Source organism: Hydrogenophaga sp. NH-16 (assembly GCF_004006415.1).
Lineage (GTDB): Bacteria > Pseudomonadota > Gammaproteobacteria > Burkholderiales > Burkholderiaceae_C > Hydrogenophaga > Hydrogenophaga pseudoflava.
In genome coordinates, this window is record NZ_CP029344.1 from 887,904 (window position 1) to 911,925 (window position 24,022).

At 67.3% G+C, this 24,022-nt stretch carries 21 protein-coding genes and 1 pseudogene; 19 read left to right on the forward strand and 3 right to left on the reverse strand.

Going from position 1 to position 24,022, the window contains the following annotated elements:
* Window positions 1-108 precede the first annotated feature (108 nt).
* The 7 genes from DD542_RS04275 to DD542_RS04305 all read left to right on the forward strand — a co-directional run bounded on the left by DD542_RS04275 (window position 109) and on the right by DD542_RS04305 (window position 8,618).
* Window positions 109-2,076 (forward strand): DNA topoisomerase IV subunit B, encoded by a 1,968-nt coding sequence (locus DD542_RS04275; protein ID WP_066158988.1) that lies wholly within the window; start codon window positions 109-111, stop codon window positions 2,074-2,076.
* Window positions 2,076-2,810 (forward strand): transglycosylase SLT domain-containing protein, encoded by a 735-nt coding sequence (locus DD542_RS04280; protein ID WP_127804043.1) that lies wholly within the window; start codon window positions 2,076-2,078, stop codon window positions 2,808-2,810. The genes DD542_RS04275 and DD542_RS04280 overlap by 1 nt, the downstream gene beginning before the upstream one ends.
* A gap of 55 nt (window positions 2,811-2,865) precedes the next feature.
* Window positions 2,866-5,205 carry a DNA topoisomerase IV subunit A gene (gene parC, locus DD542_RS04285; RefSeq protein ID WP_066158982.1) on the forward strand — a complete coding sequence of 780 codons (2,340 nt, stop codon included), beginning with the start codon at window positions 2,866-2,868 and terminating at the stop codon, window positions 5,203-5,205.
* The gene (locus DD542_RS04290; RefSeq protein WP_066158979.1) at window positions 5,205-5,393 is read left to right on the forward strand and encodes a hypothetical protein; all 189 of its coding nucleotides are present in this window, start codon (window positions 5,205-5,207) and stop codon (window positions 5,391-5,393) included. The genes parC and DD542_RS04290 overlap by 1 nt, the downstream gene beginning before the upstream one ends.
* A 70-nt stretch (window positions 5,394-5,463) precedes the next feature.
* The gene (locus DD542_RS04295) at window positions 5,464-6,591 is read left to right on the forward strand and encodes an MBL fold metallo-hydrolase (protein WP_206610765.1); all 1,128 of its coding nucleotides are present in this window, start codon (window positions 5,464-5,466) and stop codon (window positions 6,589-6,591) included.
* A 7-nt stretch (window positions 6,592-6,598) separates the two neighbouring features.
* Entirely contained in the window at window positions 6,599-7,891 is a 1,293-nt protein-coding gene (locus DD542_RS04300; RefSeq protein ID WP_127804045.1) for an amino acid deaminase, read from the forward strand.
* Between the two features lie 184 nt (window positions 7,892-8,075).
* A complete protein-coding gene (locus DD542_RS04305) occupies window positions 8,076-8,618 on the forward strand; it encodes a phasin family protein (protein ID WP_066158973.1) in 543 nt (180 codons plus the stop codon).
* Window positions 8,619-8,712: 94 nt separating this feature from the next.
* Here the strand turns inward: DD542_RS04305 and DD542_RS04310 are convergent, their stop codons facing one another.
* Entirely contained in the window at window positions 8,713-9,087 is a 375-nt protein-coding gene (locus DD542_RS04310) for an EamA family transporter (protein WP_241559677.1), read from the reverse strand.
* A 63-nt stretch (window positions 9,088-9,150) separates the two neighbouring features.
* Here DD542_RS04310 and DD542_RS04315 point away from each other — a divergent pair, with 63 nt between their 5' ends.
* From DD542_RS04315 to DD542_RS04325, 3 genes are read left to right on the forward strand one after another with little or no spacing between them, the layout of a single operon-like run.
* Window positions 9,151-10,623, forward strand: a complete 1,473-nt coding sequence (locus tag DD542_RS04315) for a UbiA family prenyltransferase (protein ID WP_127804048.1) — start codon at window positions 9,151-9,153, stop codon at window positions 10,621-10,623.
* Window positions 10,624-10,655: 32 nt separating this feature from the next.
* On the forward strand, window positions 10,656-11,957 hold the full coding sequence (locus DD542_RS04320; RefSeq protein WP_084397487.1) for a glycosyltransferase family 39 protein: 1,302 nt from the start codon (window positions 10,656-10,658) through the stop codon (window positions 11,955-11,957).
* A gap of 20 nt (window positions 11,958-11,977) precedes the next feature.
* The gene (locus DD542_RS04325; protein WP_164868337.1) at window positions 11,978-12,643 is read left to right on the forward strand and encodes a class I SAM-dependent methyltransferase; all 666 of its coding nucleotides are present in this window, start codon (window positions 11,978-11,980) and stop codon (window positions 12,641-12,643) included.
* A gap of 56 nt (window positions 12,644-12,699) precedes the next feature.
* On the opposite strand, the gene DD542_RS04330 is transcribed toward DD542_RS04325, so the two are convergent.
* Window positions 12,700-13,170: a RidA family protein gene (locus tag DD542_RS04330; protein ID WP_066158964.1), complete on the reverse strand. Its 471-nt coding sequence runs from the start codon at window positions 13,168-13,170 to the stop codon at window positions 12,700-12,702.
* Between the two features lie 111 nt (window positions 13,171-13,281).
* Here DD542_RS04330 and DD542_RS04335 point away from each other — a divergent pair, with 111 nt between their 5' ends.
* The 9 genes from DD542_RS04335 to DD542_RS04375 all read left to right on the forward strand — a co-directional run bounded on the left by DD542_RS04335 (window position 13,282) and on the right by DD542_RS04375 (window position 23,303).
* Window positions 13,282-14,694 (forward strand): sodium:proton antiporter, encoded by a 1,413-nt coding sequence (locus DD542_RS04335; RefSeq protein WP_066158961.1) that lies wholly within the window; start codon window positions 13,282-13,284, stop codon window positions 14,692-14,694.
* Window positions 14,695-14,713: 19 nt separating this feature from the next.
* Complete coding sequence (rmuC, locus tag DD542_RS04340; protein ID WP_127804052.1) at window positions 14,714-16,102, forward strand: DNA recombination protein RmuC; 1,389 nt, start codon at window positions 14,714-14,716, stop codon at window positions 16,100-16,102.
* A complete protein-coding gene (locus DD542_RS04345) occupies window positions 16,099-17,274 on the forward strand; it encodes an MFS transporter (protein WP_255284241.1) in 1,176 nt (391 codons plus the stop codon). The genes rmuC and DD542_RS04345 overlap by 4 nt, the downstream gene beginning before the upstream one ends.
* Window positions 17,275-17,348: 74 nt before the next feature.
* The gene (locus DD542_RS04350) at window positions 17,349-20,183 is read left to right on the forward strand and encodes a monovalent cation/H+ antiporter subunit A (RefSeq protein ID WP_066158955.1); all 2,835 of its coding nucleotides are present in this window, start codon (window positions 17,349-17,351) and stop codon (window positions 20,181-20,183) included.
* Window positions 20,180-20,524, forward strand: a complete 345-nt coding sequence (locus DD542_RS04355) for a Na+/H+ antiporter subunit C (RefSeq protein WP_066158952.1) — start codon at window positions 20,180-20,182, stop codon at window positions 20,522-20,524. Before DD542_RS04350 ends, DD542_RS04355 begins: the two co-directional genes overlap by 4 nt.
* Window positions 20,521-22,152, forward strand: a complete 1,632-nt coding sequence (locus DD542_RS04360) for a monovalent cation/H+ antiporter subunit D (protein WP_066158950.1) — start codon at window positions 20,521-20,523, stop codon at window positions 22,150-22,152. The genes DD542_RS04355 and DD542_RS04360 overlap by 4 nt, the downstream gene beginning before the upstream one ends.
* Complete coding sequence (locus DD542_RS04365) at window positions 22,149-22,676, forward strand: Na+/H+ antiporter subunit E (protein ID WP_127804054.1); 528 nt, start codon at window positions 22,149-22,151, stop codon at window positions 22,674-22,676. Before DD542_RS04360 ends, DD542_RS04365 begins: the two co-directional genes overlap by 4 nt.
* Window positions 22,673-22,948, forward strand: coding sequence for a K+/H+ antiporter subunit F (locus DD542_RS04370; protein WP_079366065.1), 276 nt, complete (start codon window positions 22,673-22,675; stop codon window positions 22,946-22,948). Before DD542_RS04365 ends, DD542_RS04370 begins: the two co-directional genes overlap by 4 nt.
* Window positions 22,949-22,958: 10 nt before the next feature.
* Window positions 22,959-23,303, forward strand: a complete 345-nt coding sequence (locus DD542_RS04375) for a Na+/H+ antiporter subunit G (protein ID WP_347232075.1) — start codon at window positions 22,959-22,961, stop codon at window positions 23,301-23,303.
* A 16-nt stretch (window positions 23,304-23,319) separates the two neighbouring features.
* Here the strand turns inward: DD542_RS04375 and DD542_RS04380 are convergent.
* Window positions 23,320-23,952: pseudogene (locus tag DD542_RS04380) on the reverse strand (TetR family transcriptional regulator); the annotation flags it as partial.
* Window positions 23,953-24,022: the final 70 nt, after the last annotated feature.

Consider the following 24,022-nt stretch of genomic DNA (forward strand, 5'->3'; position numbering starts at 1 on the left):
TGAAATTTCTCGCGCAGATTGATGAGCGCCTGGCATTGCTGGACAGGCGGCGGTCGGTATCTGTGTTTGCATACAGGCTTTTGAAGGGCCTCACCTTACAATTTCCCGATGGCAACCCAATCGAACGAGTACTCCGAAGGCTCCATCCGCGTCCTCAAGGGACTGGAGCCGGTCAAGCAGCGGCCGGGCATGTACACCCGCACCGACAACCCGCTGCACATCATTCAAGAGGTGCTGGACAACGCGGCCGACGAGGCGCTCGCTGGGTTCGGCAAGAAGATCAAGGTCACGCTGCACACCGACGGGTCGGTGAGCGTGGAAGACGACGGCCGCGGCATTCCCTTCGGCCTGCACCCCGAAGAAAAGGCACCCGTGGTCGAGCTGGTGTTCACCCGCCTGCACGCCGGCGGCAAGTTCGACAAGGGCAAGGGTGGTGCTTACAGCTTCTCCGGCGGTCTGCACGGGGTGGGCGTGAGCGTGACCAACGCGCTCTCGACCCGTCTGGAAGTCACCTGCTTCCGCGACGGTCAGGTGGCGAAACTGGCCTTCGGTGCCGGCGACGTGATCGAGCCGCTGGTGGTGACGCCCAAGGGGGAGGGCGACCGCAAGCAGGGCACCACGGTGCGCGCCTGGCCCGACGCCAGGTACTTCGACTCGCCCGCGCTGCCGCTGGGCGAACTGACCCACCTGCTGCGCAGCAAAGCGGTGCTGATGCCCGGCGTGCAGGTCACGCTGGTGAACGAGAAAAGCAGGGATACGCAGACCTGGCAATACAAGGGCGGTTTGCGCGACTACCTGCAGCAGACCCTGACCACCGACCCGGTGATCCCGCTGTTCGAGGGCGAGGGCTACGCCGACGCCAGGGACGACAGCTTCGCCGATGGCGAAGGTGCGGCCTGGGCCGTGGCCTTCACCGAAGACGGCGCGCCAGTGCGTGAGAGCTACGTCAACCTGATTCCCACCAGCGCCGGCGGCACGCACGACAGCGGCCTGCGAGACGGTCTGTTTCAGGCGGTCAAGAGCTTCATCGAGCTGCATGCGCTGCTGCCCAAGGGCGTCAAGCTGCTGCCCGAAGATGTGTTCGCGCGCGCCAGTTATGTGCTGAGTGCCAAGGTGCTGGACCCGCAGTTCCAGGGCCAGGTGAAGGAGCGTCTGAACTCGCGCGACGCCGTTCGCCTGGTCGGCGGTTTCGTGCGCCCGGCGCTGGAGCTCTGGCTCAACCAGCACGTGGACTATGGCAAGAAGCTGGCCGAGCTGGCGATCAAGGCCGCGCAGAGCCGCCAGAAGGCAGGCCAGAAGGTCGAGAAGCGCAAGGGCTCGGGCGTGGCTGTGCTGCCCGGCAAGCTGACCGATTGCGAGAGCCGCGACACCGCGCACAACGAACTCTTCCTGGTGGAGGGCGACTCGGCCGGCGGCAGCGCCAAGATGGGTCGCGACAAGGAGTGCCAGGCCGTGCTCCCGCTGCGCGGCAAGGTGCTCAACACCTGGGAGGTCGAGCGCGACCGCCTGTTCGCCAACACCGAGATCCACGACATCTCGGTTGCCATCGGTGTCGATCCGCACGGGCCGAACGACACGCCCGACCTGAGTGGCCTGCGCTACGGCAAGGTCTGCATCCTGTCGGACGCCGATGTGGACGGTTCGCACATCCAGGTGCTGCTGCTCACCCTGTTCTTCCGCCACTTCCCCAAGCTGATCGAGGCTGGTCATGTATACGTGGCGCGCCCGCCGCTGTTCCGTGTGGACGTGCCGGCGCGTGGCAAGAAGCCCGCGGCCAAGCAGTACGCGCTGGACGAGGGCGAGCTGCACGCCATCCTGGACAAGGCCGAGAAGGACGGCGTGAACCGCGAGAAGTGCCAGATCAGCCGCTTCAAGGGCCTGGGCGAGATGAACGCCGAGCAGCTCTGGGACACCACGCTCAACCCCGACACCCGCCGCCTGCTGCAGGTGACGCTGGGTTCGATGGACTTTGCCGCCACCGAGGCCCTGATCACTCGGCTGATGGGAAAAGGCGAGGCCGCCGCGCGCCGTGAACTGATGGAACTCCACGGTGACTCCGTGGAGGTGGATGTGTGATGCCCCGTCTGGCCCTGATATTCGGTGGTGTCCTGCTGGCGGTGGTGCTGGCGGGGACTGCGCATGCCGAAGTCTGGGCGTACCGCGACAAGAACGGCGTCACCCACTATGCCGACCGCCCGCTCCACGCCCGCTATGAGCTGCTCTACCCCGGCTCCGGCAACGCCAGGACGGGCGGTGGCAGCCGCCCCACCAGGTCCTCGGCGTCGGCCGTGACGCGCATGGAGCTGTCGACGCGATTCAAGGCGGTGCGGCATCTGATCCGCGAGGCGGCGAGCCAGCACGGGCTGGAGTTCGAACTCCTGCAGGCGGTGATCGCCACCGAGTCGGGCTTCGATCCCGGTGCTGTCAGCCCCAAGGGCGCAGTGGGCCTCATGCAGGTGATTCCCGACACCGCGGAGCGTTTCGGTGTCCGCGCCACCGGGCGGCAGAGTGTGAGCGAGCGCCTGACCGACCCCCGCACCAACATCCAGACCGGCGCGCGCTACCTGGCCTGGCTGATCAACTACTTCAACGGCGATGTGCGGTTGGCGGTGGCCGCGTACAACGCAGGCGAGGGCGCTGTGCTCAAGGCCGGACGCCGAATTCCCAACTACCCAGAGACCATCAACTACGTGCGCAAGGTCACCGACCTGCACCACAGCCTCAAACCACCGCGGACTGTCAGTGAGGCGAGGGCCGAGGCAATACCCGCTGCCGCGCCCACGCCGCCGCTGCCCCCTGGCCGCGGTTGACCCCGCCGGCACAGGCGTGCCCTTGATGGCACCCTTTCTTCCAGTTTGAGACCCCATGACCCAAGACCTGATCACTCCCGAACCTGTGGCCGAACCCGGCGACGACAACCTGGCCGCCTACGCGCAACGTGCCTACCTCGAGTACGCCCTCTCGGTCGTCAAGGGCCGTGCCCTGCCCGACGTGTCCGACGGCCAGAAGCCGGTGCAGCGGCGCATCCTCTACGCCATGGACCGCATGGGGCTGGGCTTTTCCGGCAACACGGCGGCCAAGCCGGTCAAGAGCGCCCGCGTGGTGGGCGACGTGCTGGGCAAATACCACCCGCACGGTGACAGCGCGGCGTATGACGCGCTGGTGCGCATGGCGCAGGACTTTTCCCAGCGCTACCCGCTGATCGACGGCCAGGGCAATTTCGGCAGCCGCGACGGCGATGGTGCCGCCGCCATGCGCTACACCGAAGCGCGTCTGGCCAAGATTTCCGGCCTGCTGCTCGACGAAATCGACCAGGGCACGGTGGACTTCATTCCCACCTACGACGGCTCGTTCGAAGAGCCGAAGCAACTGCCCGCACGCCTGCCCTTCAACCTGCTCAACGGCGCCAGCGGCATTGCCGTGGGCCTGGCCACCGAAATCCCCAGCCACAACCTGCGCGAGGTGGCCGACGCCTGCGTGGCCCTGGTCAAGAACCCCAAGCTGAGCGACGAGGAGCTGCTGACCATCCTGCCCGGCCCGGACTACCCCGGTGGCGGCCAGATCATCAGCCCGGCGGGCGACATCGCCGACGCCTACCGCACCGGCCGCGGCAGCCTGAAGGTGCGCGCGCGCTGGAAGATCGAAGACCTGGCGCGCGGCCAGTGGCAGCTGGTGGTGAACGAACTGCCGCCCGGCGTGAGCAGCCAGAAGGTGCTGGAAGAGATCGAGGAAATCACCAACCCCAAGGTCAAGGCCGGCAAGAAGGCGCTGACGCAGGACCAGACCCAGCTCAAGGCCAGCATGCTGATGGTGCTGGACGCGGTGCGCGACGAGTCGAGCAAGGACGCGCCGGTGCGCCTGGTGTTCGAGCCCAAGAGCAGCCGCATCGAACAGCAGGAACTCATCACCGCGCTGCTGGCCCACACCAGCCTGGAGACCTCGGCGCCGATCAACCTGACCATGATCGGCCTGGACGGCCGGCCGACGCAGAAAAGCCTGCGCCTGATGCTGGAAGAGTGGATCGCCTTCCGCCAGACCACGATCACGCGCCGCAGCCAGCACCGCCTGAACAAGGTGCTGGACCGCATCCACATCCTCGAAGGCCGGCAGCTGGTGCTGCTGAACATCGACGAGGTGATCCGCATCATCCGCCACAGCGATGAGCCCAAGGCCGCGCTGATCGAGGCCTTCCGGCTCAGCGAGCGCCAGGCCGAGGACATCCTGGAAATCCGCCTGCGCCAGCTGGCCAAACTCGAAGCGATCAAGATCGAGCAGGAACTCAAGGAGCTGCGCGAGGAGCAGGGCAAGCTCGAAGACATCCTGGCCAACCCGGCGAGCTTGAAGCGCCTGATGGTCAAGGAGATCGAAGCCGACGCGAAGACCTTCGCCGACCCGCGCCGCACGCTGATCCAGGCTGAGAAGAAGGCCGTCGCCGAAATCAAGGTGGTGGACGAGCCGGTCACGGTGGTCATCTCCAGCAAGGGCTGGGTGCGCGCCCGCACCGGCCACGGCCACGAGGCCGCCAGCTTCGCCTTCAAGGCCGGGGACGGCCTGTACGGCACGTTTGAATGCCGCACGGTGGACACGCTGATCGTGTTCGGCAACAACGGCCGCGTCTACAGCGTACCGGTGGCCAGCCTGCCTGGGGCGCGCGGCGACGGTCAGCCCATCACCACACTGATCGAGCTGGAAAGTGGCACGCAGCCGCTGCACTACTTCGCTGGCCCGGCCAATGCCACGCTGCTGCTCAGTGGCACGGGCGGTTACGGTTTCCTGGCGACGGTCGAGAATCTGGTCTCGCGCCAGAAGGCCGGCAAGGCCTTCATCAGCGTGGGCGAGGGCGAAGCCATCTGCGCGCCCTCGCACGTGGCCAACACGTCCGGCGGCCAGCCACTGGCCGCTGCCACGCACGTGGCCTGCGCGTCGACCGGCGGGCGCATCCTCACCTTCGAGATCGGCGAACTCAAGTCGATGGAGAAGGGCGGTCGCGGCCTGATGCTGATCGACCTGGAAGACAAGGACACGTTGGCGGGCGCCTGCGCCTACACGCGCAGCATCAAGATCGAAGGCATCGGCCGCGGTGGCAAGGAGCGCGACGAGACGCTGGAGATCCGCAGCCTCAACAACGCCCGGGCCGCGCGCGGTCGCAAGGGCAAGGCGGCCGACCTGGGCTTCAAGCCCAACCGCATCACCCGGGTGGAATGATGAGCACCGACGGTATCGGCCTGTTCCTGATGCTGGCGAGCTTCGCGCTCACCTTCTTTTTTGCGCGCATGCTGGGCAAGCGCCTGAAAGCCAGGCGCGAGGCCGAGCGTGCGAAGCAGGCCGAGCGCGACCTGGCCCGGCAGAGCCGCCAGGTGCGGCGTGCGGCGCAGCGCAAGAAAAAATCCTGACGGGCAATCACCCTGGACTTCGCGGGGCGGCGCGCCGTCGCCAGAATGGCGTTTCTTGGAAAGGATGGCCATGAAGTCGATGGGCAAACGGGCCGAAGGCCTGCGGTTGGAGCGCATGCAGGCCTCGTCCCAGTGGCGCGGTCAGGGTTTCCACAACGTCTACCCGGTGGCGCCGGGGCTGCGCGACCCGAACGCTCCGTTTCCCAGTCTGAAGGACTTTCTCTGGGGTGGCGAACGTCGCGTGCCGACCGCGCCGCTGCCCGCGACCGATCCGCGCGAGGGCTGGCGCCAGGGGCCGCAGAGCGGCCTGCGCGCCACCTGGCTGGGCCACTCGACGGTGCTGATCGAGATTGGCGGAAAGCGCCTGCTGACCGACCCGGTCTGGGGGCCGCGCGCGTCGCCGTCCACCCTGGTCGGCCCCAGGCGCTTCCAGCCGGTGCCGCTCAAGGTCAAGGAACTGCCGGAGGTGGACGCGGCCCTGGTTTCTCACGACCACTACGACCATCTGGACTACCCCACGGTGCGTAAGCTCAACAAGCGCGGCGTGCCCTTCGTCACCTCGCTGGGCGTGGGCGCGCACCTTCAGGCCTGGGGCGTACCGGCCGAACGCATCACCGAACTGGACTGGTGGGAAACGCACCGACTGCCGGGCAGCGAAGTCACCGTCACCGCGACGCCCTCGCAGCACTTTTCGGGCCGCGGCCTGAAAGACCGCAACGCCACGCTCTGGTCGTCGCTGGTGATCCGGTCGGAGAAGCACGGTGTGTTTTTCAGCGGCGACACCGGTCTGACCGATGCGTACACCGAGGTCCGCGAACGCCTCGGGCCGTTCGATCTGGTGATGCTGGAGATCGGCGCCTTCCATCCGGCCTGGGGCGACATCCACCTGGGGCCCGAGAACGCCATGAAGGCGCACCAACTGCTGGGTGGTGGCGTGCTGCTGCCAGTGCACTGGGGCACGTTCAGCCTGGCCATGCACGCCTGGGACCAGCCGGCCGAGGTGTTGCATGCGCTGGCCGAGAAGAACGGCACCCCGCTGCTGATGCCTCAGCTGGGGCAGGCGGTGGAACCCGCCCATGTGGCGCGCACCGATCCGTGGTGGCGGCGTGTTGAGACCAGGGCCGGCCCGACGCCCGTGGTCGAACCCGACCTGCCACCCAAGAACCTGCCCAAGGCCCTGCAGTGGCCACTGGACTGAACTACCCATGACAACGTCTGACGCCGTCTTCGGCCACCATCTCAAAGGCTTCCCCACGGGCGGCGCACCGCTCACGCGGGCGCAGATCCCGTCACAAGGCTGGAACCTGTTGCGAGGCGATCTGGCGCTGCCGCAGGCCGTGCTCAAACAGTCGGCCCTGCAGCACAACCTGCACTGGATGCGCGACTTCTGCGCGCAGCGCGGCCTGCACCTCGCGCCACACGGCAAGACCAGCATGTCGCCCGAACTGTGGCAACTGCAGTTGGACGCCGGGGCCTGGGGCATCAGCTTCGCCACCGTGTTCCAGGCGGCCGTCGGCGCGCGCCACGGCGTGCCGGTGCTGCTGATTGCCAACCAGGTGATCCAGCGCGCCGAGCTGGACGCGCTCGCGCTGCTGCACGCCGAGCGCCCGGGCCTGCGTTCGATGTTCCTGGTCGACTCGGTCGGGCAGGTGGACGCCATCGAGGCCTGGGCCCAATACCGTTCGTTCCAGGGGCGCTTCGAGGTGCTGCTGGAACTGGGCCTCGCCGGTCAACGCACCGGCACCCGCACGGCCGGAGAGGCGCGGCAGACCGCCATACGCATTGCCGCCAGCCCGGTGCTGCAGCTCGTGGGCATCGAGTGCTACGAGGGCACGACCGCCTATTGCGACCACGTGAAAGACCGGGCGACGGTGCAGGGCCTGATGGACCGCGTGGACGCCATCGCGCGCGAAGCCATCGCTCAGGGCTGGTTCGCGCACGAGGAAATCATCCTCACGGCCGGCGGCTCGGCCATCTTCGACCTGGTCGCCGAGCGGCTGCTGCCCGATCTGGGCCGTCCGGTGCGCGGCGTGTTGCGCTCGGGGTGTTACCTGACGCACGACCACCAGCGCTACACGCGCTACCTGTGCTGCGTGGGCGAGCGCCTGAACCTGCGCGAGACCTTGAAGCCCGCGCTGGAAGTGCTGGCCTGTGTGCAGAGCCAGCCCGAGCCGGGCCTGGCGCTGCTGTCGATGGGCAAGCGCGACGTGGCCTACGACCTCGACCTGCCAGTGCCGGTTTGGCGCTCGCATCCTCAGGCCCTGGGGCAGGGCGGTGCGCTGCAAGCGGTGCCAGCCCACTGGCGCATCGACGCGCTCAACGACCAGCACGCCTACCTGCGCTTTGACGCCTCCGCTCCCCCGGACGAGTGGCCCAGCCTGGGCGAGACAGTCGGCAGCGGCATCTCCCACCCCTGCACCACCTTTGACAAGTGGCGCTGGCTGCCGGTGGTGGACGAGGCCTACGGCGTCGTGGACGCCGTCACCACCTGGTTCTGACGGCCCGCAGCCATCGGCTGGCCGCCGGTTTTGGCATGTCTCCCTATTTTTGCTGCAATGCAGCAAAAATGCTTGCCAGTCCAAGGTTTTCACATAGAATTGCGTCATGCTGCACTGCAACATTTGTCAACCCGATGAATGTTTTCCCGGCGGCTGTTTCAACCCTTCATCTCAAGGAACCGACATGAACAACGCTGCAGAACAGATCATCTCCGCCAACAAAGCCAACCTGGAAGCCCTTGAAGGCGCCACCACCAAGGCCTTCGCCGGCGTGGAGAAGCTGGTTGAACTCAACCTGGCCGCTTCCAAGGCCGCGCTGGGCGAGTCCTTCGGCTACGCCCAGGCCGTTCTGGCCGTCAAGAGCCCCCAGGAATTCGTGACCGTGCAGACCGGCTTCTTCCAGCCTTTGGCCGAGAAGTCCGCCGCCTACTTCCAGCACGTGCAGAGCATCGCCACCGAAGGCAGTGCCGAGTTCGTCAAGCAGTTCGAAGCCAACCTGGCCGAAGCCCAGAAGGCCGTTGGCGCCTCGGTGGACCAGCTGGTGAAGAACGCACCGGCCGGTTCCGAAGCCGCTGTGGCCGCTTTCCAGAGCGCCCTGAGCAACGGCCAAAAGGCGGTTGAACAGACCCAGGCCGCGATCAAGAAGGCCACGACCCAGGCCCAGGCCAACTTCGCCGCCGCTTCCAAGCAGGCCACCGATCTGGCCAAGAAGGCCGCCAAGGTCTGACCGGACCCTGATCGGAACGGCCTTGGGCCGCGGTCATGAAGCAGAAAGAGGCTCCCTGGTGAGCCTCTTTTTCATGGCGCCTGCGGGTCGGGGCTCAGGTTCTTGCCAGCACCACAATGCCGGCAGCGATCAGCAAGGTGCCCGCCATGCGCATGGGGGTGACGGCTTCGCCCAGGAAGGCCCAGGCCAACACCATCGTCACCACAAACCCCAAGCCTACAAACGGGTATGCCAGGCTCACATCGACCCTGGACAGGACCAGGAGCCAGACCAGGGCCGCACCCGCATAAAGGCCCAGCCCTACAACCACCCAGGGATGGAACAGCACCGTCACCAGGGCCGGCAGACGGATGCCTCCGGCCAGCGCACGGGCCACTTCGGGCGCACTCATGCCGGTCTTGAGCACAATTTGCGCCAGGGAGGTCATGGCCACGTTGGCCACAATGAGCAGCAGCGTTGAACGGTTCACGGAGGAGTCATCCTGCTGTGGAATAACCAAAAAGAATCAAGAATCGCCGAATATACTCCCGCCATGACGCTCAATCCGGCAGGTACGTCGGTCGCTCATCCCCTGTGTGTCGACCTGGATGGAACGCTGATTCGTACGGATCTGACGTTCGAATCGCTGCTGGCCGCACTGAAGCGGCAGCCCTTGCTGATCTTCTGCCTCCCCCTCTGGTTGCTGCGGGGTCGGAGCTACCTGAAACACCGCCTCGTGCAGGCGGGGCAGCTTGATGTGACGGTGCTGCCTTACCACGCCGATGTGCTCGATCTGATCGACAAGGCCAGACGGCAAGGAAGGCCTGTGGTGCTGGTGACGGGTAGTCACGAGTCACTGGCCAGTCAGGTGGCTGAGCATCTTTCCTTGTTTGATTTGGTGCTGGCGACCTCCGAGACTGTCAATCTGATCGGTGCGAACAAGGCGGCGGTGCTGGAGGATCGGTTCGGTCCGGGCCGGTTTGAATACGTCGCCAACGGGAGGGTGGACCTGGCCGTCTGGCAAAAATCAGGTGCGGCGGTCACTGTCAATGCCCCCCGTTCGATCGTGCGTCAAGTGGCCGGCATGGGCATCCCGCACCGGGACATTCCGAACACCTCAGGCCGATGGAGGACCTGGCTGCGGGCCATCCGCCTGCAGCAATGGCTCAAGAACCTGTTGCTGCTGGTGCCCATCATCACTGCCCACGAGGTGCTGAACACGCAGGCGCTGGGGGCCGCGACGCTCGCGTTCCTCTGCTTTGGTGCCTGTGCATCGGCAACCTACCTCATCAACGACCTGCTGGACCTGGAGGCCGACCGGTACCACCAAAAGAAGAAGAACCGGCCCTTTGCCGCGGGAACCCTGGATGTGCGTGCCGGTCTGGTCGCCGTCGTCGTCCTGATGGCATCCGGCCTGGGGCTGGCGTGGCTGCTCCCCGTGGGTTTCCAGCTGGCCCTGGGCACCTACCTGGTGACCACCCTGCTGTATTCCCTGTGGCTCAAGCGGGTGGCCAGCCTGGATGTGATCGTGCTCGCGGGCCTGTACACCCTGCGGATCATCGCGGGCGCCCTGGCGACCGGCATCAGCCTGTCTTTCTGGTTGCTCGCATTCTCGATGTTCATCTTTCTCTCTCTGGCGCTGGTCAAGCGGGTGGCGGAGCTGGTGGAAGTGCGAAAGAAGGAGATCGCCTCCGGCGTGACCCAGGGAAAGCTGCGTGGCAGGGAGTATGCGACGGAAGATGTGGTCGTGCTGCAGAGCCTGGGCGCAGCCAGCGGCTACCTGGCGGTGCTGGTGCTGGCCCTGTACATCCACAGCACCGAGGTGTCGCAGCTGTACCGCTCCCCCGAGATCCTGTGGCTGATCGCGCCCCTGATGCTGCTGTGGGTCACCCGCCTGTGGGTGGTCACGGCCCGCGGATACATGGACGAAGACCCCATCTTCTTCGCCGCCACCGATCCGGAAACCTGGGCCACCGGCGCCGTGGTGGCCTTGATTCTGACGGGCGCCACGCTGTTGCAGCTCTGAGCCCGACCCACCTCGGTTCATCGAACCTTCCTTTGCTTCACCTCAACATGAACAACCGTCCAACCGATGCCGGGCCCGCAGAGCTGCAATGGACGATGTCTCTGTGGCTTGTGACCTTTCTGGCGTTGTCGCTGCGCCTGATCTGGGCCTGGTGGGTGCCGGTCATTCCCAACTCGGATGGCGAGGCGTACGACGCGTTTGCCCGCACCCTGGTGCAGCACGGCACCTTCGGCTGGGAGCCTGACCACCCCACGTCGTTCTGGCCGCCGGGCACCACGTTCCTGCATGCCTCGCTGTTTGCGCTGTTTGGCATCCGCTATGAACCCATCGTTGCCATGAACATTGCGCTGTCCCTGGGCATCGTCTGGGTGACGGCGAGACTGGCCGCACGTTTCTGGGGGCAGAACGTGGCCGTGCTGAGCGCGCTGGTGCTGGCCGCCTGGCCGACGCTGGTCATGTACCCGACCATTCTGGCGAGCGAGCTGCCCTTCCTGTTCCTGACTTTGCTCGCGTTGGACCTGTGGACCGCTCCGTGGGCAGGACGGACCGCCAGGGCGCTGCTGGCCGGACTGGTGCTGGGCTTTGCCGCACTCGTCCGTCCGCAGGCGCTTCTGCTGCCGCTGGTGTATGGCGGCGGACTGGCGCTGATGAATCGTGGAGGGCGGGGTGTGCTCCTTGAGCAGATCCGTTCCGTGGTTCTGGCTGGCCTCGCCATGGCCGTGGTGGTGGCGCCCTGGACTTGGCGCAACTACCAGCTCTATGGGGAAACCGTGCTCATCTCCAGCAATGGCGGTATCACGCTCTGGATGGGCAATACCCCGGGCACCGACGGTCGCTACATGGTGACGCCAAAGAAGTACAGCCACCTGCCTGAAAACGAGCGGGCGCAGGTGCTCGGACAGGAGGCCAAGGCCTACATCCTTCAGGACCCGACGGCCTTTGCGGAACGAGCGGTCAAGAAGCTGCTGATCCTCTACACCAACGAGTCGGTGGGTGTGGGCTGGAACTCGCCAGGTGTCCGCGAAGCATTCGGTGAGGCATGGGAGCCTCGGCTCAAGCGCCTCACGCAGGCGACTTGGGGGCTGATCTGTCTGCTGGTGGTGGTGGGCCTGTGGTCGTCGCTGCGCAGAGCCGGTTTCGTGTCGACCCTGTTCTCACCGATCACGCTGAGCATTCTGTATTTCACCGCCATCCACATGGTCGTGGTCTCCCAGGAGCGATATCACCTGGCGTTTGCCGGGCAGTGGGCCATTCTGGCCGCCTTGGGTCTTCTGCAACTGGCCGCCTGGCGACAGGGATGGGCAGCAACCGCGACCCGCCCGTCTCCCCAGTGACCCGCGCGAGCATCCGACCCATGTCCATCCAGAACACCCTGACCCCCACAGCCATCCAGCGGATGGCCGCCCCTCTGTATGCGGGCGTGCCCAGCGCCAAGGTGCGTTTGATGCAGGAGTACCGCTCGCACATCTGTCCCTTGCACGAGGTGATCCACGAAGTTCCGCCCCAGTCTGCGGTGCTGGATGTGGGGTGCGGAAACGGACTGCTGCTGAACCTGCTGGCCAGCCTTGGCCGGATTCGCCAGGGGCATGGGTTCGATGTGGCAGGGCCGGCCGTGGCCGTGGCCAATCAGGTCGCCAACGATCACGAGCTTTCCTCGGTCGTCGCTTTCGAGCACCGCTCCATCGAACAGGGAATCCCGCACCTGGGGCACGAGGTGGTGACGGTCGTCGATGTGCTTCACCATGTGCCGGACCAGCACAAGGCGGCGTTTGTGGCCGCCCTGTGTGAGGTGGTGCCGGCGGGAGGGCGTCTGATCGTCAAGGACATGGTGGTCCGGCCGCGCTGGCGGGCTGCCGCCAACCAGATGCACGACCTCGTGATGGCGCGCCAGTGGGTCGAGCACGTCGACTCTGACCAGGTGGAAGCCTGGGCTGCGCGCAGCGGCATGCAGGTGAGCCGGCGCGACCGCTTCAACACGCTTTGGTACGGGCACTGGCTCCTGGTGCTGGACAAGCACTGAGTCCGCATCCCGCGTAAGCACGGCGCCGCCGGGCAGGCGGCGCGGCGTGCGGTGTTTTACGCCAGCTCGGCGATCAGCTCGATCTCGACACAGGCACCCAGAGGGATCTGGGCGACGCCGAACGCGCTGCGTGCGTGCGCGCCCACCTGGGGGCCGAAGACCTCGCCCAGCAGCTCGCTGCAGCCGTTGGTGACCAGGTGCTGTTCGGTGAAGCTGCCAGTGCTGTTGACCAGACTCATGACCTTGACGATGCGCTTGACGTCGTCCAGCGTCTTGCCGGCGGCCAGACAGGCCGCGGCGAGGGTGCCCATGAGGTCGACGGCGATGGCGCGTGCGGCCGCCTTGCCTTCCTCGGTGGTCATGGTCAGGCCCAGCTGACCCACCCACGGCTTGCCGTCCTTCTTGGCAATGTGGCCGCTGAGAAAGACCAGGTTGCCGGTCTGCACGAACGGCACATAGGCGGCTGCAGGGATGGCCACGGGGGGGAGTGTGATGGCGAGCTGGTTCAGCTTGTCGTAGACGCTCATTGAAGGCTCCGGAAGGTGTTGTCGGGAGGTAGCAGGGCATTCTATCGAGGGGGTGTCAGGCGTTCTTCAGGCGCACAGGAAATAATCGAGGGCTACGAGGAGACAAACACCATGAAATTCCGAACCGCGCGTTGGGGCGCTGCTGTCCTGTCACTGTTGCCTTCGCTGGCCCTGGCGGCCGATATGGACGGCGCTCAGCTGTCGGTGCTGTGGGGTGTGCCGTTTGCGGGCATCCTGCTGTCGATTGCCATCATTCCACTGGTGGCGCCCATCTTCTGGCACCACCATTTCGGCAAGGTCTCGGCGGCCTGGGCGCTGGCGTTCCTGCTGCCGTTCGCCCTGGTGTTTGGCCCCGGCGCAGCAGGCGCGGGCGTGGTGCATGCGCTGCTGGCCGAGTACATCCCCTTCATCATCCTGCTGACCGCGCTGTTCACCGTGGCCGGCGGCATCTACATCAAGGGCAACCTGCGTGGCAGCCCGGCGCTCAACACCGGCATCCTCGCCATCGGTGCGGTGCTGGCCAGCTTCATGGGCACCACGGGCGCGTCGATGCTGCTGATCCGTCCGCTGATCCGTGCCAACGACAACCGCAAGCATGTGGTGCACGTGGTGGTGTTCTTCATTTTCATCGTCTCCAACGCCGGTGGTTCGCTCACGCCGCTGGGCGATCCGCCGCTGTTCCTCGGCTTCCTCAAGGGCGTCGAGTTCAGCTGGACCCTGACCCACATCTTTCCGGAAACGCTGTTCCTCGTCGGCACCCTGCTGGTGCTGTTCTACGCGCTGGACTGGTGGTACTACCACAAGCGGGAGGAGATCCGTCCCGCCGACCCTACGCCCGATGACCGCCAGTTCGGCTTCGACGGCGGCGTCAACTTCCTGCTGCTGGCCGGCGTGGTCGGCCTGGTGCTGATGAGCGGCCTGTGGAAGTCCGACGTGGTGTTCGACATCGCCGGCACCGAGGTCGGCCTGCCCGGCATCGTGCGCGACCTGGGACTGATCGCGATCACCGTGGCCTCGCTGCAGCTCACGCCCGGCAGCGTGCACGCCGACAACCAGTTCAGCTGGGGTCCGATGCAGGAGGTGGCCAAGCTGTTCGCCGGCATCTTCCTGACCATCATCCCGGTGATCGCCATGCTCAAGGCGGGCGTGGACGGGCCTTTCGGCGCCATCGTGCGGGCGGTGACCAACCCCGACGGCTCGCCGAACCCGGCCATGTACTTCTGGGCCACGGGCATCCTGAGTTCCTTCCTCGACAACGCACCGACCTACCTGGTGTTCTTCAACACCGCCGGCGGCGATGCGCAGGTGCTGATGACCACGCTGGCGCCGACGCTGGTGGCGATCTCGGCGGGCGCGGTGTTCATGGGCGCCAACAGCTACATCGGCAACGCGCCCAACCTGATGGTCAAGGCCATCGCCGAGGACCGTGGCGTGAAGATGCCCAGCTTCTTCGGCTACATGGCCTGGTCGTTCGGCATCCTGGTGCCGCTGTTCGCACTGATGACCTGGCTGTTCTTCGCCTGAGCGACGGTACGATGCGCGGATGACCGATGGATTGCTGATCTGGATCGTGGTGGCGCTGGGCGTGCTCAACGCCCTGTGTCTGTTGTGGTTGCTGTTGCGCCGGCCGCCGGCCAACGCCGAGGAGGCGGCGCAGCGCGCGCAGCTGCTGGCCGTGCTGCAGCAGCAGGGCCAGGCCACCGAGCAGCGCATCGACCGGGTCGAGGGTGAACTGCGCCGCGAGGTGGGCGACAGCGCACGCACCGGCCGGCTGGAAATCCAGCAGACCCTGGCCACCTTCCAGGACACGCTGGTGCGCCAGGGCGCCGAAACCACCCGCACCCAGAACGCGCAGATCGACGCCTTCGCGCAGCAGCTGGTGCAGCTGCGCGGCACCCTGGGCGACACGCTGACGCGCCAGCTGCAGGACCTCAGCGAGGCCAACGCGCGCCGCCTGGCCGAGGTGCGCGCCACGCTGGAAACCCAGCTGGCCCAGCTGCAGACCAGCAACGCCGCCAAACTCGACGAGATGCGCGCCACGGTGGACGAAAAGCTGCACGCCACGCTGGAGCAGCGCCTGGGCGAGAGCTTCAAGCAGGTGGCCGAGCGGCTGGAGCAGGTGCACAAGGGCCTGGGCGAGATGCAGACCCTGGCGCAGGGCGTGGGCGACCTCAAGCATTTGCTGAGCAATGTGAAGACCCGCGGGATGTTCGGCGAGGCCCAGCTGGGGGCGCTGCTGGAGCAGGTGTTTTCCCCCGAGCAGTACGCGGCACAGGTGGCGACGCGGCCGGGCAGCCGCAACATGGTGGACTTTGCGATCCGCCTGCCGGGGCGGGGCGATGACGGTGCGCCCTGCTGGCTGCCGATCGACGCCAAGTTCCCGAACGAGGACTACGAACGCCTGCTGGACGCGCAGCAGCGCGCCGACGCCGAGGGCGCCGAACTGGCCGCACGCGGGCTGGAGCAGCGCATCCGGCTGGAAGCCAAGTCCATGGCCGAGAAGTACCTGGAGCCGCCGCACACCACCGATTTCGCCATCCTGTTCCTGCCCACCGAAGGCCTGTACGCCGAGGTGCTGCGCCGCCCGGGCCTGATGGAGGCGCTGCAGCGCGATCACCGCGTCACGCTGACCGGTCCGACCACGCTCATGGCCATGCTCAATGCGCTGCAGATGGGCTTTCGCACGCTGGCGCTGGAAAAGCGCAGCAGCGAGGTCTGGCAGGTGCTGGGTGCGGTCAAGACCGAGTTCGGCAAGTTCGGCGACGTGCTGGCCAAGGTGAAGAACCAGACCCAGACCGTGCTCAACACGCTGGACGCGGCCGAGGTGCGCAGCCGCGCCATGGGCCGGGCCCTCAAGACCGTCGAGGCCCTGCCGCAGGACCGCGCGCAGTCGCTGCTGCCGCTGGATGCTGCCGACGGCGATCCGGCTTGAGACCCGGCACCCGCACCGCCCTGGTCCGCCTGATCGGCGCGCAGATCTGCGTGCACGCCTGCATGACCGGTTTTCGCATGGCTGCGCCGCTGATGGCGCTGCGCGAAGGTCACAGCGCCGTCGCGGTCGGCGTGCTGCTGGCCCTGTTCGCGCTGGCCCAGGTGGTCCTGGCCTTGCCCGCTGGCCGGTACGCCGAGCGCCATGGTCTGCAGCGCCCGTTCGTGCTGGCCAGCGTGGTGGCGACGGCCGGGGGGCTGTGCTCGGTCGCATGGCCGCAGTTTGGTGTGCTGTGCCTGACGGCGATCACCAGCGGCGCCGCCGTCTGCCTGGCCATGATCGCGCTGCAGCGCCACGTGGGCCACATGGCGAGCGACGCCACCGAACTGCGCCAGGTGTTCAGCTGGGTCGCCGTCGGGCCGTCCATTTCAAACTTCCTCGGACCGTTTCTGGCGGGCCTGCTGATCGACGCCAGCGGCTTTCGTGCCGCCTACTTGCTGATGGCCTTGTTGCCTTCGCTGGCCTGGTGGTGGGTGCGGCGCGTGCCCGACCATCCCGCGCCCGACACGGGCGAAGCGCCGCGCCGGCAGTCGTCCTGGGATCTGCTGCGGGACAAACCGTTCCGCAACCTGATGCTGATGAACTGGTTGCTGGCCTCGTGCTGGGACGTGCACACCTTCCTCGTGCCGGTGCTGGGTCACGAGCGCGGGCTCTCGGCCACGGTGATCGGCGCCATCCTTGGCTCCTTCGCGCTGGCGGCCACGGCCATCCGGCTGATCATGCCCTGGCTGGCCTCGCGGCTGCACGAAGGCACGGTGATCGGCACCGCCATGGTCAGCACGGCCGCACTGTTCGCGCTCTACCCGCTGGTGCACACGGCCTGGCTGATGGGGCTGCTGTCGGTGCTGCTGGGACTGGCCCTGGGCTCGGTGCAGCCCATGGTGATGAGCACCCTGCACCAGATCACACCGAAACACCGGCACGGCGAGGCACTGGGCCTGCGCTCCATGGCCATCAACGGTTCCAGCGTGGTGATGCCGTTGCTGTTCGGGTCGGCCGGGGTGCTGGTGGGCGTGAGCGGCGTGTTCTGGACAGTGGGCTTCGCGGTGGGGACCGGGTCCCGGCTGGCCTGGCGCATGCGCGGGTCCGCCCCCCCACCGCAGCGGCTCGACTGATTCCGGTTAAGCCCCCGGGAACTCGCGGGGTGGGTGGTGCTCCCTAGAATGCCCGCTCACCCGAAGGAAGCACCGTGCTCTTGTTGATTGTCTTGCTGCCTCTGCTGCTCGGGACCGTGGCCACCGCCTGCCTCGGTTCAAAGTCCCGCCCTCTCACCGCCCTGGCCGCCGGCCTGGTCACCGCGTCGGCGCTCGCGCTGCTGCTGGCGCAGGCACCGGCTGTGTTCGCCGGCCAGACGGTGATCAACGCCTGGCCCTGGGTGCCCGAGATCGGCCTGCAGCTGAGCTTCCGGCTCGATGGCCTTTCGCTCATGTTCGCCGGGCTGATCCTGTTCATCGGCCTGCTGATCGTGCTGTACGCGGCTTACTACCTGGCGCCCGAGGACTCGGCCGGCAAGTTCTACAGCTTCATGATGCTGTTCATGGCCGCCATGCTGGGCGTGGTGCTGTCGGACAACCTGCTGCTGCTGGTGGTGTTCTGGGAGCTGACCAGCATCTCGTCCTTCCTGCTGATCGGCTTCTGGAGCCACCGTGCCGACGCGCGCGCCGGTGCGCGGCAGGCGCTGGCCGTCACGGGCGGCGGCGGCCTGGCCATGCTGGGCGGTTTCGTGCTGCTGGGCCAGATCGCGGGCACATACGAACTCAGCGCCCTGGCGGCCCAGGTCGCCACCATCCAGGCCGACCCGCGCTTTGTGCCCGCGCTGCTGCTGATCCTGCTGGGCGCCTTCACCAAGAGCGCGCAGTTCCCGTTTCATTTCTGGCTGCCCGACGCCATGGCCGCGCCCACACCGGTCTCGGCCTACCTGCACTCGGCCACCATGGTCAAGGCCGGCGTGTTCCTGCTGATGCGCATGCACCCAGTGCTCGCCGGCACCGGGCATTTCGAGGCCATCGTCAGCGCGGCCGGACTGGCCACGGTGTTGTTCGCGGCCTTCATCGCGATCTTCAAACACGACCTCAAGGGCTTGCTCGCGTATTCCACCGTCAGCCACCTGGGGCTGATCGTGTTCCTGATCGGTCTGGGCTCGCCGCTGGCGGCCGTGGCCGCCGTGTTCCACGTGCTCAACCACGCGGCGTTCAAGGCCTCGCTGTTCATGATCGCCGGCATCGTGGACCACGAGACCCATTCGCGCGACATGCGCCAGCTCGGTGGGCTGTGGAAGTTCATGCCCTGGACGGCCACCTTGTCCATGGTGGCGGCCGCGTCCATGGCCGGCGTGCCGCTGACCAACGGTTTCCTGTCCAAGGAAATGTTCTTCACCGAAGCCGTGGTCGGCACCAGCGGCATCTATGCCTGGCTGGTGCCCGCGCTGGTGACCCTCGCCGGCGTCTTCAGCGTGGCCTACTCGCTGCGCTTCGTGCACGACACCTACTTCAACGGCGAGTTGGGCGATGTGCCGAACGATCACCCGCACGAGCCCCCGCTGGGCATGAAGCTGCCTGCGATGCTGCTGGTGATCATCTGCATCGCGGTTGGCCTGGCGCCCGCGCTCACCTTCGGGCCGCTGGTGCACGTGGCCGCGACCGCGCTGTTGGGCCAGGCACTGCCCGAGTACCACCTGGCGATCTGGCACGGCTTCAACCTGCCGCTGCTGATGAGCGCCATTGCGCTGGCGGTGGGCGTGGGCTTGTACCTGTGGCTTGCGAAGGGCCGACGCCTGCACCACATCGCGTCGGAAAACTGGTTCGGTGTGGCCACGGGCCGCAGCATTTTCGAATGGCTGATCGACCGCCTGTTCGGCCTCTCGGGCCGGCTGACGGCGCGGCTGGAAACCGGTTCGCTGCAACGCTACGTGGGCTGGCTGCTGCTGACCGCGCTGGTGCTGGGTGCGCTGCCGTTTCTGGGCAGCGGCATCGGCACCGGGACCCGGCCCCAGATGCCGGCAACGCCGCTGGCCTGGGCCATGTGGGCGCTGCTGCTGCTGACCTGCATCGCCATCGCGCGCACGCACCACCAGCGCTTCCAGACCGTGGTGCTGGTGGGTGTGGTCGGTGTGGCGGCCTCGCTCACCTTCCTGGGCTTCTCGGCGCCCGACCTGGCGCTGACGCAGCTGTCGGTGGACATCGTCTCCACCGTGCTGCTGCTGATGGGCCTGGCTCTGCTGCCTCAGACCAGCCCGAAAGAAACCCCGGCGCTGCGCAAGGGCCTGCACGCGCTGCTGGCGCTGGGTGGCGGCGCGGCCATGTCGGTCATCACCTGGCTGGTGCTCACGCGCGACCACGAATCCATCTCGTGGTATTTCCTGCAGGAGTCGCTGCCCAAGGGCGGCGGCACCAACGTGGTCAACGTGATCCTGGTGGACTTCCGCGGCTACGACACCATGGGCGAGATCACCGTGCTGGGCATCGCCGCCGTCGGCGTGCTGGCGCTCATGGACGGCCTGCGCACGCGCCGCCCGGGCATGGACCCCGAGGGCCGCGCCTGGACCTTCGCACAACAGCCGTTGCTGCTGCGCGTGGCCGCGTCGGTGGTGCTGCCGCTGGCCCTGGTGTTCAGCCTCTACATCTTCATGCGCGGCCACAACCTGCCCGGTGGTGGTTTCATCGCCGGGCTGATCACGGCCGTGGCGCTGGTGCTGCAGTTCATGTCGCTGGGTCAGGCGCGGGCCGAGCAGTTCCTGCGCGCGGGCGGCGGGCGCCGCTTCGTGCGCTGGGTCGGCAGCGGCCTGGGCATTGCCGGTCTGACCGGCGTGGGCGCGTTCGCGCTCGGCCGTCCGTTTCTGACCAGTGCCCACGGCCACCCGCATGTGCCGATGCTGGGCGAACTGCCGCTGGCCACCGCTGCCATTTTTGACCTGGGCGTCTACCTCACTGTGGTGGGCAGCACGCTGCTGACGATCTCGGTGCTGGGTCAGGCCTCGCGCGAGTTGCCCGCCACCGCCACCCCCACCCCAAGGAGTGCCGCATGAGCATGGAATTTCTTCTCGCCACCGGCGTGGGCATGGTCACCGCCACCGGCATCTACCTCATGCTGCGCGGTCGCAGCTTCCCGGTGGTGCTGGGGCTGTCGCTGTTCGGGTATGCGGTCAACGTGTTCATCTTCCTGATGGGCCGGTTGTGGAGCAACGCCGCGCCGGTGCTGGTGGGCGAGGGTCCGGTGGCCGACCCTCTGCCGCAGGCGCTGGTGCTCACCGCCATCGTGATCGGCTTTGCGACCACCGGCTTCGTGGTGGAACTGGCGCTGCGCAGCCGCCATGAAAGCGGCAACGACCACGTGGATGGCCACGAGCGCGGAGGGCCGCGCGCATGACGGGTTCGTTGTTCGGTTTCTGGCTGCAGCACGCCCCGGTGCTGTCGGTGGTGCTGCCCATGTTGACGGCGGCGGTGCTGCTACTCATCGGCGATGCCGGCGGCATGGCCGGGCAGGGCGGGGCGCACGACGACGCGCCGCTGCGCTGGCGCCGCCGCATCGCGCTGCTGTCCACGGCACTCGGCCTGTTCATGGCGGTGGGGCTGGTGCGGCACGCGGCCGGCGGCGAGCTGCTGGTCTACCGCCTGGGCGAATGGCCGGCGCCGTTCGGCATCGTCATGGTGGTCGACCGGCTCTCGGCGCTGATGGTGCTGCTGACCTACCTGGTCGCGCTGCCGGTGCTCTGGTATGCCGCCAGTGGCTGGGACGGGCGTGGCCGCTACTTCCACGCCATCTTCCAGTTCCAGCTCATGGGCCTGTGCGGCGCTTTCCTCACTGGCGACCTGTTCAACCTCTTCGTGTTTTTCGAGGTGCTGCTGATCGCGTCCTACGTGCTGCTGGTGCACGGCCAGGGGCGCGAGCGCTTTCGCATGGGCGTGCACTACGTGGTGCTCAACCTGGTGGCCTCGGGCCTGTTTCTGATCGGCCTGTCGCTGGTCTACGCCGCCACCGGCACGCTGAACATGGCCGATGTGGGCCGGCGCCTGGCGCTGCTGCAGGGCGACACCCTGCTGTTCGCGCAGGCCGCCGCGCTGGTGCTGCTGGTGGTGTTTGGCCTCAAGGCCGCCATGCTGCCGCTGTACTTCTGGCTGCCCGGCACCTACGCCGCGGCCAGCGCGCCGGTGGCGGCGCTGTTCGCCATCATGACCAAGGTGGGCGTCTACAGCATCGTGCGGGTGCACTGGCAGATTTTCGGTGCTGAGGCCGGTGGCGCCGCGCTGGCGGTGGCCGACTGGCTGCTGCCGCTGGCCCTGGCCACCAGTGCGCTGGGTGTGCTGGGCGCGCTGGCGGCGCATGGCCTGGGCCGGCTGGTGGGCTACCTCACCGTGTCCTCGGTGGGCACCATCCTCGCCGCGGTGGGGCTGTTCAGTCCGGCGACGCTGTCGGCCGCGCTGTACTACACGCTGCACAGCACCATCGTGGTGGCGGGCCTGTTCCTGCTGGTGGAGCTGATCGCGGCGCAGCGCGGCGAGACCATGGACCGGCTGCAGCCGGCGCACGCGGTGCGCGAGCCGGTGCTGCTGGGCGTGATGCTGCTGTTCGGCGCCGCCTCGGCAGCGGGCCTGCCGCCGCTGCCGGGCTTCCTGGGCAAGCTCATGGTGTTGCAGGCCAGCAGCGGTCTGGTGGCGCAGGCCTGGGTCTGGAGTGTGGTGCTGGGGGTGGGCTTCCTCACCATCATCGGCCTGGCGCGTGCCGGCGTGATCGTGTTCTGGCATGTGCAGCCCGCGGTGGATCAGGGCGCTCCCGGCAGCAGTGCCCACCTGCAGGCCCCTGTGTGGGCTTTCATGGCGTTGACGGTGGCGCTGGCCGTGCTGGCCGCGCCGGTCAAACGCTACACCGACGCCGCCGCGGCGCAGCTCTCGGTCAACGCCGACTACGTGCGCGCCGTGCTCGGGCCGGACGCACCGCCCAGCATGCGCCCCTACGACGGCCAGCGCGCCGCCCCCGCCCAGGAGAAGCAACCATGAAATCCGACACCCTCGACCGCCGCGGTGGCTGGTTCGACCACCCGGTGCTGTCCCTGCTGCTGGCGGCCAGCTGGCTGGCGCTCTCGCGCAGCCTGGAGCCGGTGCACCTGCTCTCGGCCGCGCTGCTCGGCCTGATCGTCCCTCGGTTGCTGCGTGGCCTGCTGCACGCGGGCAGCCCGATCCGCTGGGGAGCCGCGTTCCGTCTGACCTTCGTGGTGCTGTGGGACATCGTACTGTCCAACATCACCGTGGCCCGGCTGGTGCTCGGCCCCATGAGCCGTCCGCAGCCGGCCTGGCTGCGCGTGCCGCTGGCCTGCGAACACCACCGGGTCAACGCGCTGTTCGCCAGCATCATCACCATGACGCCAGGGACGGTCTCGGCCGTGGTGGACGAGGTGGCACCCTGCATCTGGGTGCACGCGCTCAATTGCGACGACGCGCCCGGCATGGTGGCCGAGATGAAGGCGCGCTATGAGGCGCCGCTGATGGCCATCTTCCGGCAGGGCGGGGAGGGCGCCACATGAGCGTGCTGGATATCGCGCTGACCCTGGGCATTGGCGCCGTCACCCTGACCCTGCTGCTCTGCGGCTGGCGCCTGCTGCGTGGCCCGACCATCGCCGACCGCGTGCTGGCGCTGGACACGCTCTACCTGAGTCTGGTGGCGCTGGTGGTGCTGCTCGGTCTGCGCTGGCAGACCCCGCTGCTGTTCGAGGCTGCGCTGATCGTGGCGCTGCTGGGCTTTGTCGGCACGGTGGCGCTGGCGCGCTACCTCAGCCGCGGCGATGTGGTGGAGTGAAACGATGGAACTGAACCCGGTGATCGAATGGGCGGCCGCGATCCTGATCGTGGTCGGGGCCTTCTTCCTGCTGGTGGGTGCCATCGGCATGGTGCGCCTGCCCGACTTCTACATGCGACTGCACGCGCCCACCAAGTCGTCCACCCTGGGCGTGGGTGGGGTGCTGCTGGCTTCGCTGCTGCTGGGCTGGGCGCAGGGGCGGCCCGGCCTTGCCGAGTTGCTGATCACGCTGTTCGTTTTCGTGACCGCGCCGGTGTCGGCGAACCTGCTGGCGCAGGCGGCACTGCATCTGCGGCTGCCTTCGCGCGCACCGCAGCCCGAGGCGCTGCCGCCTTCGGCGCCCCCGGGGCGCTGAAGCCCAGCCCCGCCAGGTAGCTGTCCATCACCTGGGCGCCAACCTGGACCAGGTCGAAGTCGCTGGTGTCGAGCAGCCAGTTGTCGAGCACGCCGGTGAGGATGGCCTTGAGGCCCAATGCCGCGCTGCGGGTAGGGATGGACAGGCGGATGCCCGCGTCGGCGGCTGCGGCCTCGAACTGCTGGGTGAGATAGAGCAGGTACTCGTCGCGCCAGCGCAGCTTGCGTTCGCGAACGGCCAGCATCTCGCCGTTGTACTCGACCTGCTGGGTGGCGATTTCGAACACGCGGCGCGCCTGTTCGTCGGTGGCGGTCTTGTGCAGGGCCGTCAGCACCGACATGCGCATCTGCTGCAGCGGCGTTTCCTCGGCCTGCGCGGCATAGGTCGACTGTTCCAGAGGCAGTGTCACCCGGTCCATCATGGCGTTGAAAAGATCGGCCTTGTCCTTGAAGTGCCAGTAGATCGCTCCGCGCGTGGTGCCTGCCGCGCTCGCGATGTCCTGCAGCGAGGTGCGTGAGACCCCGTTGGCCTGGAACAGCTGTTCGGCGGCGTCGAGCAGGGCGGTGCGTGTGGCTTCGGCGTCGGCCTTGGTGCGTCGGACCATGGTGATCTGTTGGTATAAAAAACAACCCTGCGAATATACATACATTCGTGTATGTATGTATACTGCGACCCCTTCGGTAACGCTGGCATGCGCTTTGCGCAGGATGGCGTGTCCG

Coding starts and splice junctions, on each gene's coding strand:
- DD542_RS04295 (WP_206610765.1), top strand. CDS start 5,464: ATGAAGTCGATGGGCAAACGGGCCGAAGGCCTGCGGTTGGAGCGCATG.
- DD542_RS04335 (WP_066158961.1), top strand. CDS start 13,282: ATGAAATTCCGAACCGCGCGTTGGGGCGCTGCTGTCCTGTCACTGTTG.
- DD542_RS04290 (WP_066158979.1), top strand. CDS start 5,205: ATGAGCACCGACGGTATCGGCCTGTTCCTGATGCTGGCGAGCTTCGCG.
- DD542_RS04275 (WP_066158988.1), top strand. CDS start 109: ATGGCAACCCAATCGAACGAGTACTCCGAAGGCTCCATCCGCGTCCTC.
- DD542_RS04315 (WP_127804048.1), top strand. CDS start 9,151: ATGACGCTCAATCCGGCAGGTACGTCGGTCGCTCATCCCCTGTGTGTC.
- DD542_RS04370 (WP_079366065.1), top strand. CDS start 22,673: ATGAGCGTGCTGGATATCGCGCTGACCCTGGGCATTGGCGCCGTCACC.
- DD542_RS04365 (WP_127804054.1), top strand. CDS start 22,149: ATGAAATCCGACACCCTCGACCGCCGCGGTGGCTGGTTCGACCACCCG.
- DD542_RS04325 (WP_164868337.1), top strand. CDS start 11,978: ATGTCCATCCAGAACACCCTGACCCCCACAGCCATCCAGCGGATGGCC.
- DD542_RS04355 (WP_066158952.1), top strand. CDS start 20,180: ATGAGCATGGAATTTCTTCTCGCCACCGGCGTGGGCATGGTCACCGCC.
- DD542_RS04360 (WP_066158950.1), top strand. CDS start 20,521: ATGACGGGTTCGTTGTTCGGTTTCTGGCTGCAGCACGCCCCGGTGCTG.
- DD542_RS04305 (WP_066158973.1), top strand. CDS start 8,076: ATGAACAACGCTGCAGAACAGATCATCTCCGCCAACAAAGCCAACCTG.
- DD542_RS04280 (WP_127804043.1), top strand. CDS start 2,076: ATGCCCCGTCTGGCCCTGATATTCGGTGGTGTCCTGCTGGCGGTGGTG.
- parC (WP_066158982.1), top strand. CDS start 2,866: ATGACCCAAGACCTGATCACTCCCGAACCTGTGGCCGAACCCGGCGAC.
- rmuC (WP_127804052.1), top strand. CDS start 14,714: ATGACCGATGGATTGCTGATCTGGATCGTGGTGGCGCTGGGCGTGCTC.
- DD542_RS04300 (WP_127804045.1), top strand. CDS start 6,599: ATGACAACGTCTGACGCCGTCTTCGGCCACCATCTCAAAGGCTTCCCC.
- DD542_RS04330 (WP_066158964.1), bottom strand. CDS start 13,170: ATGAGCGTCTACGACAAGCTGAACCAGCTCGCCATCACACTCCCCCCC.